Below are 15198 nucleotides of genomic sequence, written 5' to 3' on the forward strand. Positions count from 1 at the left end.
CAACGCTCGTTAAAAATACTCTCTAATGAGGTTTGAGCGCCAGTTCAATATCGCAGTAGCTTTGGTTGGGTTCATTACCAAACTCATCATACGCGTTGTGCAAGCGAAGGTAGGCCTTTTCAAAGCCGAGCCGGAGTAATTCCTCTTTCACTTGATCCAAGGATCCAAAGTGAAGCGGCTCGCCGTCTTGCTTTACCGGTTCTAGCTTGTGTTTGTACTCCACCGCCAGCAAATATTCAGAGATATCAGAGCAACCAATAACGTACACTTTCGGTGTCTGATAAGAGTCTTTGTGCTCTCCATGTAACCACATGTCTAATTGATGCTTCTGCATAGTCAGCCTCCCTTGCTCTGTAAAGCTTAGCCGAACTATTTACCTTTACTAGATAACGACTTAAAAAAGCAAAAAAAGAGAAGCAAGAGCTTCTCTTTTTTTGGCCAGTTCTAGTTCAAAAATTTGCATTTTCGACGCCATAACTATCGCTGATGTTTATCTTGTGGGGTGAAAGGCGCTATCACCCCACAAGATTACGTCGGTATTCGCGCGCTTAAGACTCGACGAAGATGACGAACTCGGCGCTCAATCGTGACAACTTCAGGCTCAGAAAAACCAATTGGTCGACCATCGGCTTCAAGGCCAATATCTCTCAATAAATGGGTGTTGTTCCATGGTAGATCATATGAACTACGACGAACTTTTCGTTGCCATTCACGCTCTTCACGACGAAGGTCTGCACGGATAAGAACTGTTGCTAGTTTTAAATATACTGAGTGACGCATAATAACTCTCCAGTTGTGGAATAAACTGAGGAAAAATAGCGTTCTAGATAGTATGAGGGCTTCTCACTTAGCTGCTATTTTTCCGCAGCCAAATAAGGGTACGGATCTATTAGTTAGGTTTATCTTGGGTGTTTCGATCGGCCATGGCTGATGTGTGTGACATATCAGTCACCATGTCAGTACACGGATCAAACGACGCGCAAATATGCTGTATAAAATCGAAATGTTTCATTTGCGCCTCCAAGCTAACTAAAAAATCCAAAAAGAAATGGGGTCGTAAAAGCAGACAAGTCTTTGTTAAATCGTTGCTTTCACGGTTAAAGTCTAACCAAGTGAGTATATTATTCAACCGATAATTGGTTAACATTTTTAAAACAATGCATTCGCCTGAAATATCAGTTGCATATTCATTTACATATAACATATTCACTATGATTATATAAAATCACAGCATATCTATCTTAGGGCTCTCTCTATAGAACAGCGGACTATCCTTCAGAAACAAAAAAGCCACGTATGATACGTGGCCCTTGAATTTTCACTCACCGGATAGAGTCAATGAATAGAACGTTCTAAACAACGCCCTCAGATATAAGACCATGTTTATTGAGTAAGCGGTACATAGTTGCGCGTGAAACTCCAAGCTCCTTAGCGGCCAAAGACACTTGACCACCATAAGATTCCAACACAATGAGTAAAGCATCTCGCTCTGAACGTTCACGTATACTTTTCAGACTGCGGCGTTCATCATTCTGTTTTGGTAAATCCAGTTGATGATCCTCAATGATGACAGCATCAGACATCAACACAACACGCTTAATCTGATTCATCAATTCACGAACGTTGCCAGGCCAATGGTAGCGACTCATCGAGCGGATAGCATCGTCTGAGAAGCTCTTCGCTTGCGCATTAAACTCTTTTGAGTACTCACGCAGAAAATGATTCGCTAGCACTGAAATATCACTCACACGTTCTTTTAAGCTAGGAACATGAATACGCAGAACATTGATGTAATGATAAAGCTCTTCATTGAAGTCGCCCTCGATCAATGCCTTTTCAATATCAGAAGAGTTAGCAGCCAAAATGCGAACATCAACCGACTTAGCTCCCTTCGAGGTTTCAATTTTCCCTTCTTGTAAAAAGCGTAAAAGGTTCAATTGTTGATTACGAGGCATCGCTAGGACATCGTTGAGTAAGAGGGTTCCACCATCGGCTTCTTCCAACATACAAGGCGCTGCCGTCGGTGGGGCTGAAATACCAAACATCTCAGTCTCTATCCTCATTTCAGATAGAGCACGGCAATTCACAGTTAAAAATGGTTTCTGAGCTCGCGATGAATTTTGATGAATGGAACGTGCAATTGTCTCTTTTCCTGTCCCACTCTCACCGTAAATCAAAATACTGACATCTGTGGGGCCAATTCGCTTTACTTGGTCTCTCAAGCGTTTCACCGCCACAGAATCACCGAGTAGGCCCATATTGTTGTTAATACCGTAGTTTGGCCATACTTTCTGCTCAAGTTTGAGCATACCCAGTTGATGACCAATGGTACTTAATAGCTGAGCATCAGGGATTGGTGCCGTGAAAAAGTCGATACAGAAGTTAACGATAAATTGGCAGATTGTATCTGAGCTCAATTGCGATTCACGGATAAAAGCAAGCCATCGAACTTGCTTGTTGTTGCTCACGAGGTTAGCGATACCATTAAGGCTAAACTCATCATGACTAAGATCCACAATGCCAATGCAGGGGCCAATATCAGTAATTAAGGCATCGGCTTTTCGTAAATCTGCACACTGGGTACATTGCCAACCCACTTGTTCTAACACTGATAACCAGGGTTCGTACGCACCACCAACGACGATAAGAGAACCTGGTAAGGAATCCATCTTAAATTGAGTTCCCATCCTTCTTCCTTATTCTGTTTTTATTTTTTCAATCAGGCTAACACGAGTTAAACGAATCATACGGGTACAAAGTTGCCGCAAGATCGTATTCAGATCCGATACGTATAGTAATGAGACTATCTTAGATTTTTTGTCTCAATGGTAAGACTATGTCATAAATAATCATTTTTCGAATCAAGAGTGCGGTACGAGCTAGGTTTTGACGCTAAAAACCGAAAAAGCCACCCGAAGGTGGCTTTTAAATTACACGGGCAGTAAACACCCCATAAGCGAAAATTACGCTTGTGGGCGCATTGCCGGGAACAAGATCACGTCACGGATTGTGTGGGTGTTAGTAAATAGCATCGCTAGACGATCGATACCAATACCTTGACCCGCTGTTGGCGGTAGGCCGTGCTCTAGTGCAGTAATGTAGTCCGCATCGTAGTACATAGCTTCGTCATCACCCGCGTCTTTTGCGTTAACTTGTGCTTTGAAACGCTCGTCTTGGTCTTGTGCATCGTTAAGCTCAGAGAAACCGTTCGCTACTTCACGGCCACCGATGAAGAACTCAAAGCGGTCTGTGAAGAATGGGTTGCTGTCGCTACGACGAGCCAGTGGAGAGATGTCCGCTGGGTAACCCGTGATGAACGTTGGTTGAATTAGCTGAGGCTCAGCCGTTTCACCAAAGATCTCTTCAAGAAGCTGACCACATGTCCAAAACTTCTCAACGTAAAGACCCACTTCTTCTGCAATTTTAACCATCAATTCTCTGTTCTGAAGATCGTCTTCAGTCAGAGCTTGAATGTTTGCATTTTCAGGTGTGTAGTGTTTGATTGCATCGAACATGCTCATGCGAGCGTAAGTGCCACCGAACTCAACTGTTTCGTCACCGTAAGGCATAGAAGTAGAACCAAGAACGTCCATCGCCGCTGTGCTTAGCATCTCTTCCGTTAGATCCATTAGATCTTTGTAGTCAGAGTACGCTTGGTAGAATTCCATCATTGTGAATTCTGGGTTGTGACGTGGAGAAAGACCTTCGTTACGGAAGTTACGGTTGATCTCGAATACACGGTCAAAACCACCAACTACTAGACGCTTAAGGTAAAGCTCAGGTGCAACACGTAGGTACATGTCGATGTCTAGTGCGTTGTGATGAGTGATGAATGGACGTGCTGTTGCACCGCCTGGGATCACGTGCATCATTGGCGTTTCAACTTCTAGGTAGCCTTTTGAGCTCATGAAGTTACGGATTGAAGACACAAGCTTAGAACGCACGATGAATGTGTTACGAGAGTCTTCGTTCACGATTAGATCAACGTAACGCTGACGGTAGCGCATCTCTTGGTCAGTTAGACCGTGGAACTTCTCTGGCAGAGGACGAAGTGCTTTGGTTAGCAATTCAAACTCTTCCATGTTCACGTAAAGGTCACCTTTACCAGACTTGTGAAGCGCACCTTTAACACCGATGATGTCACCGATATCTAGGCCTTGGTACTTCTCTTTCAGTACTTTTTGTACGTCTTTCGCTGCGTACGCTTGGATACGACCAGAAGTTTCTTGAATCGCAAGGAATGGACCACGCTTCGCCATAATACGACCTGCGATCGCAACGATGTGGTTAAGCTCTTCTAGCTCTTCCTTAGTCTTCTCACCGAATTCCGCTTGAAGATCGCCAGCTAGGTGCTCACGACGGAAATCATTTGGGTGACCGTTCGCTTTGCAGTTTTGGCGGATATGATCCAGCTTGCTACGGCGCTCAGCGATTAGTTTGTTCTCTTCAGGTGAAGAAGCTTCTTGTGCATTTTCGTTTTGAACAGCATCAGTCATTTGAGATGTACCCTGCTTTTATAATTTGGACAGCTATATTTTTGAAAATATAGGCATTTTTACCAATATTATTGGTAAAGCTTAATAGTTGATAAAGCTTACAGACCTGATTTCAGGCTAGCTTCAATAAACTTGTCTAAGTCACCGTCAAGAACCGCTTGAGTATTACGGTTTTCGATGCCGGTGCGTAAATCTTTGATACGTGAATCATCCAGCACGTAAGAGCGGATCTGACTGCCCCAACCGATGTCTGATTTCGTTTCTTCGCTCGCTTGTTTTTCAGCATTTTGCTTTTGAATCTCAAGTTCAAAAAGCTTAGCACGTAGCTGCTTCATCGCTTGATCTTTGTTCTTATGCTGCGAACGGTCATTCTGACACTGAACCACGGTGTTAGTTGGAACGTGAGTAATACGTACCGCCGATTCCGTGGTGTTTACGTGCTGACCACCAGCGCCAGAGGCACGGTATACGTCAATACGTAGGTCAGAAGGATTAATGTCGATCGTAATGTTGTCATCAATCTCAGGATAGATAAACGCAGAAGCAAATGAAGTATGACGACGACCACTTGAATCAAATGGTGACTTACGAACTAGACGGTGAACACCAGTCTCTGTGCGTAACCAACCGTAAGCGTACTCACCAGAGATACGTACCGTTGCGCCTTTAAGGCCAGCAACATCGCCATCAGACACTTCGATAACTTCAGTCTTGAAGTCTTTCGAATCTGCCCAACGCAAGTACATACGCAACATCATTGAAGTCCAGTCTTGAGCTTCTGTACCGCCCGAACCTGACTGTAAATCGATGTAGCAATCTGATGCGTCGTGATCACCAGAGAACATACGACGGAATTCCAATTTCTCTAACTTAGCTTCAAGCTCAGCTAGTTCTGGCACAATTTCATCGAACGTTTCTTGATCTTCTTCTTCAACCGCAAGCTCTAATAGGCCATCAACATCCTCAACACCTTGGTCAAGTTGGTCGATCGTTTCTACTACCGCTTCCAATGCTGAACGCTCTTTTCCTAGCGCTTGAGCACGCTCAGGTTCGTTCCATACATCCGGTTGTTCTAATTCTGCGTTTACTTCTTCTAGACGCTCTTTCTTTGCGTCATAGTCAAAGATACCCCCTCAGGATATTTGTGCGCTCAGACACATCCTGCAGACGGTTTTTTATAGGATTGATTTCAAACATTTTAGCTCATCATTTATGAGTAGAATTTAACCGGAGAATTGTACTCAAAAGTGTGACGGAGATACAGAATTTTTTAGAGTGGTACACCAAGATTCAATAACTTAATCGGATATAAAATTGACGGGCAGAAAAAACACGTAAAATTTGTAAGGCAATAAAGGAAAACAAGCCCTGTTTTTGAACAGAGCTTGTTGGATTAGGTACTAAATGATGAACCTCATTCAGTGAACGATAACGCTATTTGGCTTCAACTATTTCGCTTCGATATGATCAATCATCAACTGCAACGATTGATTGCCACGAAACTCGTTAATATCAAGCTTAAACGCAAGATGTACCGTTTTCACTGAGGCATCAGGCCAGCGACGTAGGTCAACATTAAAGGCAATACCATCAATCATCACATTGGTCGGGTGGCCTTTATACAATGGCTCAAGCATTAACTTTAGGTGCTTTTCACCCACTAATTTTTGATGCAGAACTTTAAACTCACCATCAAAGATGGGCTCAGGGAAAGCTTGTCCCCACGGACCACCTGAACGCAATGTTTCAGCGGTATGCATTGAGAACTCTTCAGGTAGCAGCTCACCATCAGACAAGATAATGCCCTTAAGTGCCGTCTCACCGAGTTCTTTACGCACAACGTCATCAAACATCTTGCTGAATCGCTCGAAGTCTTTTTCCATAATGGTTAACCCGGCTGCCATTGCGTGACCACCAAACTTCAAGATCAGGCCAGGGTTTTGAGTGTCGATTCTGTCTAGCGCATCGCGCATGTGCAAACCTGGAATCGAACGACATGAACCCTTAATGCTACCTTCACCACCATCAGCAAATGCGATCACTGGGCGGTGATATTTGTCTTTGATACGCGAAGCTAGAATACCAATTACGCCTTGATGCCAATCACGTTGAAACAGAGCCAAACCAGAAGGCAAATCGTCTTTACCAAATTCAAGGCGCTCACAAAAAGCCATCGCTTCTTGTTTCATGCCCTCTTCGATCTCTTTACGTGTTTGGTTCAAGCCATCTAACTCGCTGGCCATTCGACGCGCGGCATGGATGTTATTACTCATTAGCAGCTCAACACCAAAGGACATGTCATCCAATCGGCCAGCCGCATTGATACGTGGACCAAGCGCAAAACCAAAATCGGAGGCAACTAAACGCTTAGCATCTCGCTTAGCAATTTCAATCAAGGCTTGAATACCCGGACGAGCTTTACCCGCACGAATGCGTTGTAGCCCTTGGTGTACCAAGATTCGGTTGTTTTCATCAAGTGGTACCACATCTGCAACAGTACCCAGAGCCACTAGGTCAATCAGTTCCATCAACTTGGGTTCTGTCATGCCGTGTTGAGCAAACCAGCCCAACTTACGCATATGAACACACAATGCCATCATCAGGTAAAAGGCGACACCCACACCGGCTAGCGATTTTGAAGGAAATGCGCAGCTTTCTAGGTTGGGATTGACCATTGCATCTGCAATCGGTAATTCAGAACCAGGCAAGTGATGATCAGTAACCAGTACATCAAGGCCTTTCTCTTTAGCAAAGCGAACACCGTCAATTGAAGATACACCGTTGTCGACTGTCATGATCACTTCAGCACCAAGTTCGATCGCCTGTTCGACAACCTCAGGGCTCAAGCCATAACCATCTTCAAAACGGTTGGGTACCAGATAATCAACATTAGAGCTACCCAACATTCGCAGAGCAAGCACAGACAACGCGGAGCTTGTCGCGCCATCGGCATCAAAGTCACCAACAATGATGATGCGCTTTTGCTGCTGAATGGCTTTGAACAACAATTCAACTGCAGCATCAATGCCGCCCAGTTTTTGATAAGAGTGCAAACCTTTCGCAGCTGTCTCTAGCTGGTCAGCACTGTCGATTCCGCGACTCACATAAATGCGCTTTAACAAGTCAGGTAAATGAGCAGGTAAGACTGAAATGTCGACCTCAGGACGGCGTTGGATCTCTATCATATAAAAATGGGCCTGATATCAATCAGGCCACTCCTTAAATCAAAAACAGGGGGGAATAATAGGTAATAAAAAATGAAGATTACTGCTCTAAACGCTGAATAAGTTGCGCCGGAGGTAAGTAACCACTCACCAACTCACCACTTGCTAGCACGATAGCCGGAGTGCCATTGATGCCAAGCTCACGACCGAGTTGGTATTGTTTAGCAATGATCTGCTTTTGCTCTGCTAGGTCTTTACCAGACGCTGGCATTTGACGATTGACTTTAGCATCATGCATAGCTGTTTTTGGATCATCAGACGCCCAGATTGCCGCCATTTGATCGGCAACTTGCCCTGTCGCACCTTGGCGTGGGTAAGCCATGTAACGAACGGTGATACCCAGATCGTTGTAGCCTTGCATTTGGCTGTGCAGACGAACACAGTAGCCACACGTAATGTCAGTAAATACTGTCACAACGTACTTTTCGTTATCTGCTTTGTATTCGATAACCGTATCCGACATCGCTGCGACTTTTTCAGCATTCAGTGGAGCTTGACGCTCAGCCAAAACATCACTGAACTTACCGTTTTCATCCAAAGAGTAAAGTGTACCGGCTAGAAAGTGATCGCCCTCTGGAGAAGAAAAGATAATACCGCTGTTGGTTTGAACTTCTAAAAGACCATCGATATCCGAAGGAACAATCTTATCGACCTTAATACCGATTTTTTCAAAACGCTTAGTTAACGCAGCTGTATCAATAGCTTGAGCTGGAGCAGCTTCTACGGCTGTTGATGTTGTTTCTACTTTCGCTTCTGATGCATTACATGCAGTAATCATGAGAGGAAGCGCTAGTAGAGGAAGACGGCGTAATACGCTCATTAGGTTCACCTTAAAAATAAATGGATTTAAGCACGTGGGTGATGCTGAGCGTGAATTTGCTTCAGCCTTTCAGTCGCCACGTGAGTATAAATTTGGGTGGTCGATAAGTCACTATGTCCAAGCAACATCTGTACGACCCTGAGATCGGCACCATAGTTCAGTAAATGAGTGGCAAAAGCATGTCTCAATACGTGTGGTGACAATAGATCCGTATCGATACCAGCAATAACCGAATAATGCTTAATACGGTACCAGAACGTTTGACGAGTCATTTGCTTCGCGCGTTTACTCGGAAAAACCACATCCGAGCTGTTATCACCGAGTAATTGTGGACGACCTTGTTCAATAAAAGTCTCTATCCAATCGACGGCGTTTTCGCCCATTGGCACCAAGCGTTCTTTACCGCCCTTACCAATAACACGCACCACGCCCTGTCTTAGGCTGATGTTTTCCATCGTCAAACTGACGAGTTCCGTAACACGCAAACCAGTTGCATAGAGTAACTCAAGCATCGCCTTATCGCGAAGCTCAATAGGGTCGTTTGGATCTGGCGCTTCAAGCAGCGAATCCACTTGTTCTTCACTCAAATCTTTTGGCAAGCGCTTCGGCAGTTTGGGACTGATCAACAATGCACTAGGGTCGTCGGCTCTTACTTTCTCGCGGTGTAGATATTGAAACAAGCGACGAATAGCCGACAACATACGAGCGCGAGAAGTCTGCTTAAAGTCAGCATCGGCTAACCAACCTTGATAATCCTGTAGTCCTGAAAGACTAATAAAATCGAGGCGGTAATTGTTCTTTTCCATCCACGTTAGAAGCTTAGACAGGTCGGTACGGTACGAGACAAGCGTATTCTCCGATAATCCTCGCTCCATCCACATAGCATCTAAAAACTGTTCTACTAGACCGTGGTCTGCGCTCTGCCCTTGAGGCGACTGCATAGTGTTACTCACAATATTGGAAACTGTTTTGAGAGTATGCCAGAGCAAATATGAATGCCATAAAAATTACGACTTGAGCGGATAATCGCTGCAATCGAAGTCGATTTATGGTTAGAATTCGCCATCTGAAATTAAAATTGAACGTTTGCTATGAAAATTGGATTATTTTACGGCTCAACCACCTGCTACACAGAAATGGCAGCAGAGAAAATTCGCGGCATTATTGGTGAAGACCTAGTTGATATCCATAACGTGAAAGAAACCCCTCTTTCATTGATGGCGGACTACGATCTTTTACTGCTCGGTATCTCAACTTGGGACTTCGGTGAAATCCAAGAAGATTGGAATGAACTGTGGGAAGACATTGCAACCACGCCAATGAAAGGCAAGGTTGTAGCGCTGTTTGGTTTAGGTGATCAAGAAGGCTACGGCGAGTGGTTCTTAGATGCGATGGGTCTATTACATGATGAGCTGAAAATCGCTGGCGCTGAGTTTGTCGGTTTCTGGCCAAACGATGACAGCTACGAGTTCGAAGCGTCTAAAGCTCTCACTGAAGACCAATCTCAATTCGTTGGTTTGGCGCTTGATGAAGATTCACAATACGAACTGAGCGACGACCGTATCGCTAGCTGGGTTGAACAAGTACTGGTTGAGTACAGCGAAAAGCTATAACCAAACAGAAGTACACTCAGCTAAGTAACTCAGTAGCGAAGTAGCGAAGTAGCAGAATATTAAAAGATCACAGAATACAAAAAGGCCTCATTACTGCGAAGTAATGAGGCCTTTTCTATTTCATGTCGAAGGACAATGTCATCTCAACGGAAGATTAAACAGTCTCTTCAGCCATCTCTTGCTCTGTTGATTTACCAACGAAGAACATACAGATGATTGCGGCAGTTGTTGGAAGCAACCAACCCATACCGATTTCGAACAACGGCAGCATGTTCATTGCAGATACATCTATACCTGCAACTTTAGCACCATCGATAAGAGCAAACAGTAGAGACACTAATACCACTACGCGGTAAGCCGCTTTTGGATTAGGAAAGCGGCTGCGCAAGAATGTCAGTGCGACCAATGCGATTGCTACTGGATAAAGTGCAAACAGAACTGGAACAGACAGAGAAATTAACTGAGAAAGGCCAACGTTCGCTACGGTTGCACAAGCTACACCGTTGATGATTACCCAGGTCTTGTAAGACAGAGGTGTTAGCGAGCTGAAGTAATCAGAACATGCTGATACAAGGCCAATCGCCGTCGTTAGACAAGCCAATAGTACGATCACAGAAAGCACGAGTTGACCTGAAGGGCCAAACAAAGATTGGACGTATAGGCTTAAGATAGCGCCGCCATTATCTGCACCCGCTGCAACTGTTGCGCTTGTTGCGCCCAGGAAGAACAGAGAGATGTAAACAAATGCTAGACCCGCAGCGGCAATACAGCCCGCACTGATTAGGTACTTAGTTGTTGCTGCGCGGTCAGTCACGCCTTTACTGCGAATTGCGTCAACAATCAGCATGCCAAACATCAAAGCAGCAAAAGTATCCATGGTGTTGTAGCCTTCAAGGAAACCTTTGGTCAGTGGCTGAGTGATGTACTCACCGTGAGCCGCAAGGACATCACCTTGTGGGTTAATGAACACAGCAACTGCCAGTACAACCAAACCAACGAATAGTGCAGGCGTAAGTACCTTGCCAATAACGTCAATAAGCTTACCTTGTGACCATGAGAAGAACATCGCTACCACAAAAAATGCAATCGAAAAGAGAGTTAGATGAACTTGAGTCGCATCAATGAAGAACGGCTTCACCGCCATCTCATATGCAACAAGGCCAGTACGCGGTGCAGCAAATGCAGGACCGATAATGATAAAGATCAGCACAGCCATGATGGTTGCAGCTTTCTTAGGAAGATCTTTAGTTAAGTGACCCCAAGAGCCACCAGCCACTGCAACCGCGACGATAGTGATTAACGGCAGACCAACGGCAGTCAGCAGAAAACCAGACATCGCTGGAAGAAAGTGATCACCAGCTAATTGGCCAGCTAGAGGTGGGAAGATGATGTTACCCGCACCTAAGAAAAACGCAAAAAGCATAAAGCCCAATGCCATTATATCTGTTAGTTTTAGACTCTGTTTCACAGATAATCCTTAATTATATTTATGAGTTTATGTTGTGCTTACATGAATGTTACAGCGAGAAGCTGCCAATCAATCTTTAAAATAGTCGCGCATAATGACGAAACACTCGGCTAGCTGCAAGTCACCATAAAAAAACACCATATAAATTTGCATATATAAACAAAAAGTAGTGAATTAAACTAAATATATGCAGATTAACATAATTATCAACCGATCATTATTAGCAACAATAGATAAGCAATTAGAATATTAATTTACACAAATAGTTAACATTAGAGCTAATCACTTAAAATATCTCGATAATCAGAATATTCATGAAAGACAAAACGATAAATACTAAAAGCTTCAATTTTAAGAGGTTCTCTATTTACGGAGGACAGAGCGGCATGCCTGTTAGCACCGATGGAATACTACTCGGCTCATGGATTAACCTTGCCCCTGAATCATTAGTACTCGATATAGGCACTGGAACAGGGTTATTAGCCTTAATGGCAGCACAACGTTTTGAGGATGCTTCAATCTCTGCGATCGATATTGATCAGCACGCCATTGATGCTGCCACAGTCAATATTGAGCAGTCGCCTTGGCAAGATCGCATCTCCCTTCATCATGGCAGTGTACTAACCACGGATTTCTCGCAACGATTTGATGCAATAATTTGTAACCCGCCCTACTTCAACTCTGGAGAGCAGGCGCAGCAAAGCCAAAGAGCCACCGCTAGACACACCGACAGCTTGGATCACCTTCAACTTGCCCAGTGTTGTTTCGAGATAACAACTGATGCCGCCACCGCCAGTTTTATACTGCCGACGCCCGAAGGAGAAGGCTTCATCAAACTTGCCGAGCAATGTGGTTGGTACCTAGCAAAGCGCCTTGATGTGAAAACAACCGACAAAAAACCGCCAAGCAGAATCCTGTTTGAACTATCTAAAGATCCTGTTAGCGAGCAAGATTTGCAGCGTGAATCGCTTACGATCCATCACGATGGCGGTTATAGCGAGGCATTTATTGCCCTTACTAAAGATTTTTATCTCAAGATGTAGCAAATACCATGTGATCCTAATCACTAATGCTTCTATAATGTCCGACTACTCTTTTTTATCGTCTGCTTTTTGAGGCAGAAACATTTATTGCTTGTGGAGAAACAACAGTGATCAGAACCTTTGCAGAACTCGATCTAAACCAAGAGCTGCTTAAAGCAATTGACGAAATGGGCTACGAACGCCCAACACAGATACAAGCTGAAGCAATCCCACAAGCGTTAGATGGAAGAGACGTTTTGGCTTCTGCGCCAACAGGTACTGGTAAAACAGCATCATTTGTATTGCCAGCACTGCAATACCTACTGGATTTCCCACGTAAGAAATCTGGCCCTGCACGTATGCTTATCCTGACGCCAACGCGTGAGCTAGCAATGCAGATCACCGAACAAGCACGTGAACTTGCTAAATACACCAGCCTAAATATCTTTACGATCACGGGCGGTGTGATGTACCAAGAGCACGCAGATATCTTAAGCACGACTCAAGATATCGTAGTCGCAACACCTGGTCGTCTGATGGAATACATTGAAGGCGAGCGTTTTGACTGCCGTGCGATTGAATGGTTAGTTCTCGATGAAGCAGACCGTATGCTAGACATGGGCTTTGGTCCTGTTGTTGACCGTCTGTCTGCAGAGTGTCGCTGGCGTAAACAAACTTTACTTTTCTCAGCAACGCTAGAAGGTAAAGGTATTGAAGGTTTCACTGAAGACCTTCTGAAAAACCCAGCAGAGATCGATGCAAAATCGTCATTGCGTGAACGTAAGAAGATCACTCAATGGTATCACCGTGCCGATTCAGCTAAGCACAAGCTTGATATCCTAAAACATATCATCACAGAGCAAGCTGAACGCAGCATCATTTTCTTGAAGACTCGTGACCGCCTAGGTGACCTACGAGCTCAATTAGAAAGTGCACAGATCCCGTGTGTATGGATCCAAGGTGAAATGCCTCAAGATCGTCGTAACAACGCGATTTCTCGTTTCCGCGATGGTTCTATCAACGTACTGCTGGCAACTGACGTCGCAGCTCGTGGTATCGACCTTCCAGATGTGAGCCACGTTATTAACTACGACATGCCGCGTACAGCAGATGTTTACCTACACCGCATCGGTCGTACGGCTCGTGCAGGTAAGAAAGGTAACGCGGTTTCTATCATTGAAGCGCACGATCAACTAATGATTGAACGTGTTGCTCGTTACACTGAAGATGCGATCAAAGAGCGCTTCATCGAAGGCATGCGCCCAACGCACAAAAAAGCCGCGGTAACGAAGAAGAAGAAACCGAAGAAAGAAGACAAGAAAGCGGTAGCGAAGCAAAAAATTGCTAAGAAAAAGAAAATCGCTAAGAAAAAGAAAGCCGTTAAGAACAAGTAATCTAACCGCCTTTCAATGATTCAATAAAAAGCCCCATGCAGTTATCTGCATGGGGCTTTTCTTTGTATGGCTTATTATTGTCTGGCCTGTTATCAGGCTAAATAATTCGTCTCTAATTTTAATTACAGGCTAAAGTCGAGACTAACTCGTTAGCCAAGGTCTGCTAGTTTTGCTCTTCACGCTTGAAGACTAACTCTTTCGCATTCGACTCTTCTTCAACGAAGTAGTAACCCGCAGTATCAAACCTGGTCAACGCTTCAACTGAATCGATTTTATTCTCAATGATGTAGCGAGCCATCATGCCACGCGCTTTCTTGGCGTAAAAACTGATCACCTTGTACTGGCCATTCTTGCAGTCTTTAAAAACTGGCGTGATGATTTGACCATCAAGGCTCTTCGGCTTCACCGCTTTAAAGTATTCGTTCGATGCTAGGTTGATCAACACATTATCGCCTTGAGCATTCAACGCTTCATTCAGCTTATCTGTGATGATATTGCCCCAGAACTGGTACAAGTTAGTGCCACGAGCATTGGCTAAGCGTGTACCCATCTCTAGGCGGTATGGCTGCATCAGATCTAACGGCTTAAGCAAACCATATAATCCAGAAAGCATACGCAGGTGATTCTGTGCGTAGTCAAAATCATCGTCCGACAGTGTTTCAGCATCTAAGCCTGTGTAGACGTCACCTTTGAACGCCAAAATAGCTTGGCGAGCATTCTCTTGGGTAAAGGTCTCACTCCATTGCTCAAAGCGCGCTACGTTCAGCCCAGCAATCTTATCGCTTACCTTCATCAATGCTGATACATCAGCAGGTGTCAGCTTACGACACACTTCAATAAGCTCTGCAGAGTGCTCAACAAACTCTGGCTGGCTGAAGCGCTCAGTCGCTAATGGTGATTCGTAATCTAATGTCTTGGCTGGAGAAACGACAACTAACATAACTTTACCCTAATCGGTTATCTAACTGGATGCAGCTAGAGTATAGAAAAAACATCAACTTGTCTTTATGACTCTTCCTATTACTTTGATAGACAGATCTAGCTGTAAGTCGCTTACAAAGAAGAATCGCTAATAAAGAAAAGATCGCAGACAAAGCAAAAATTACTCACCAAGAAAAATCGCAGACAGATAGAAATTGCAGGCAAAGAAAAAGGCTAAGG

Annotated in this window: 13 protein-coding genes; 3 read left to right on the forward strand and 10 right to left on the reverse strand. The window is 44.4% G+C overall.

Annotated elements, in window-relative coordinates:
• Window positions 1-22 precede the first annotated feature (22 nt).
• The 8 genes from ACED60_RS06600 to xerD all read right to left on the reverse strand — a co-directional run bounded on the left by ACED60_RS06600 (window position 23) and on the right by xerD (window position 9481).
• Window positions 23-334: a DUF6482 family protein gene (locus ACED60_RS06600; protein WP_009848433.1), complete on the reverse strand. Its 312-nt coding sequence runs from the start codon at window positions 332-334 to the stop codon at window positions 23-25.
• Between the two features lie 194 nt (window positions 335-528).
• Complete coding sequence (locus tag ACED60_RS06605) at window positions 529-780, reverse strand: hypothetical protein (RefSeq protein WP_004735015.1); 252 nt, start codon at window positions 778-780, stop codon at window positions 529-531.
• Between the two features lie 572 nt (window positions 781-1352).
• Window positions 1353-2687 (reverse strand): cyclic-di-GMP-binding transcriptional regulator VpsR, encoded by a 1335-nt coding sequence (vpsR, locus tag ACED60_RS06610; protein WP_135444429.1) that lies wholly within the window; start codon window positions 2685-2687, stop codon window positions 1353-1355.
• Window positions 2688-2963: 276 nt separating this feature from the next.
• Window positions 2964-4496: a lysine--tRNA ligase gene (gene lysS, locus ACED60_RS06615; protein ID WP_009848430.1), complete on the reverse strand. Its 1533-nt coding sequence runs from the start codon at window positions 4494-4496 to the stop codon at window positions 2964-2966.
• 98 nt (window positions 4497-4594) lie between these two features.
• Window positions 4595-5693 (reverse strand): peptide chain release factor 2 gene (gene prfB, locus ACED60_RS06620; protein ID WP_371727174.1). Its coding sequence is split into 2 segments (ribosomal slippage): window positions 4595-5617 and window positions 5619-5693, totalling 1098 coding nucleotides; the frame shifts between segments, so codons are not numbered across the junction.
• Window positions 5694-5944: 251 nt separating this feature from the next.
• Window positions 5945-7681, reverse strand: coding sequence for a single-stranded-DNA-specific exonuclease RecJ (gene recJ / locus ACED60_RS06625; protein WP_009848428.1), 1737 nt, complete (start codon window positions 7679-7681; stop codon window positions 5945-5947).
• A gap of 79 nt (window positions 7682-7760) precedes the next feature.
• A complete protein-coding gene (locus ACED60_RS06630) occupies window positions 7761-8540 on the reverse strand; it encodes a thioredoxin fold domain-containing protein (protein WP_009848427.1) in 780 nt (259 codons plus the stop codon).
• Window positions 8541-8566: 26 nt separating this feature from the next.
• Window positions 8567-9481, reverse strand: a complete 915-nt coding sequence (xerD, locus tag ACED60_RS06635) for a site-specific tyrosine recombinase XerD (RefSeq protein WP_009848426.1) — start codon at window positions 9479-9481, stop codon at window positions 8567-8569.
• Between the two features lie 150 nt (window positions 9482-9631).
• Between xerD and fldB the strand changes: the two genes are divergently transcribed.
• Window positions 9632-10153 carry a flavodoxin FldB gene (gene fldB, locus ACED60_RS06640; RefSeq protein WP_009848425.1) on the forward strand — a complete coding sequence of 174 codons (522 nt, stop codon included), beginning with the start codon at window positions 9632-9634 and terminating at the stop codon, window positions 10151-10153.
• Window positions 10154-10307: 154 nt separating this feature from the next.
• Here the strand turns inward: fldB and brnQ are convergent, their stop codons facing one another.
• Entirely contained in the window at window positions 10308-11621 is a 1314-nt protein-coding gene (gene brnQ, locus ACED60_RS06645; protein ID WP_032555323.1) for a branched-chain amino acid transport system II carrier protein, read from the reverse strand.
• Window positions 11622-11935: 314 nt separating this feature from the next.
• Between brnQ and ACED60_RS06650 the strand changes: the two genes are divergently transcribed.
• Window positions 11936-12664 carry a tRNA1(Val) (adenine(37)-N6)-methyltransferase gene (locus ACED60_RS06650; RefSeq protein WP_371727175.1) on the forward strand — a complete coding sequence of 243 codons (729 nt, stop codon included), beginning with the start codon at window positions 11936-11938 and terminating at the stop codon, window positions 12662-12664.
• A 107-nt stretch (window positions 12665-12771) separates the two neighbouring features.
• Complete coding sequence (gene srmB / locus ACED60_RS06655; protein ID WP_009848422.1) at window positions 12772-14037, forward strand: ATP-dependent RNA helicase SrmB; 1266 nt, start codon at window positions 12772-12774, stop codon at window positions 14035-14037.
• A 163-nt stretch (window positions 14038-14200) separates the two neighbouring features.
• On the opposite strand, the gene yaaA is transcribed toward srmB, so the two are convergent.
• Entirely contained in the window at window positions 14201-14977 is a 777-nt protein-coding gene (yaaA, locus tag ACED60_RS06660; protein WP_371727176.1) for a peroxide stress protein YaaA, read from the reverse strand.
• Between the last annotated feature and the right edge of the window lie 221 nt (window positions 14978-15198).

It is taken from the genome of Vibrio sp. 1F279, assembly GCF_041439815.1.
Lineage (GTDB): Bacteria > Pseudomonadota > Gammaproteobacteria > Enterobacterales > Vibrionaceae > Vibrio > Vibrio tasmaniensis_A.

What these genes read in the sequence shown, in the direction of transcription:
- ACED60_RS06600 (WP_009848433.1), bottom strand. Translation starts at nt 334, where the DNA reads ATGCAGAAGCATCAATTAGACATGTGGTTACATGGAGAGCACAAAGAC.
- ACED60_RS06605 (WP_004735015.1), bottom strand. Translation starts at nt 780, where the DNA reads ATGCGTCACTCAGTATATTTAAAACTAGCAACAGTTCTTATCCGTGCA.
- vpsR (WP_135444429.1), bottom strand. Translation starts at nt 2,687, where the DNA reads ATGGGAACTCAATTTAAGATGGATTCCTTACCAGGTTCTCTTATCGTC.
- lysS (WP_009848430.1), bottom strand. Translation starts at nt 4,496, where the DNA reads ATGACTGATGCTGTTCAAAACGAAAATGCACAAGAAGCTTCTTCACCT.
- recJ (WP_009848428.1), bottom strand. Translation starts at nt 7,681, where the DNA reads ATGATAGAGATCCAACGCCGTCCTGAGGTCGACATTTCAGTCTTACCT.
- ACED60_RS06630 (WP_009848427.1), bottom strand. Translation starts at nt 8,540, where the DNA reads ATGAGCGTATTACGCCGTCTTCCTCTACTAGCGCTTCCTCTCATGATT.
- xerD (WP_009848426.1), bottom strand. Translation starts at nt 9,481, where the DNA reads ATGCAGTCGCCTCAAGGGCAGAGCGCAGACCACGGTCTAGTAGAACAG.
- fldB (WP_009848425.1), top strand. Translation starts at nt 9,632, where the DNA reads ATGAAAATTGGATTATTTTACGGCTCAACCACCTGCTACACAGAAATG.
- ACED60_RS06650 (WP_371727175.1), top strand. Translation starts at nt 11,936, where the DNA reads ATGAAAGACAAAACGATAAATACTAAAAGCTTCAATTTTAAGAGGTTC.
- yaaA (WP_371727176.1), bottom strand. Translation starts at nt 14,977, where the DNA reads ATGTTAGTTGTCGTTTCTCCAGCCAAGACATTAGATTACGAATCACCA.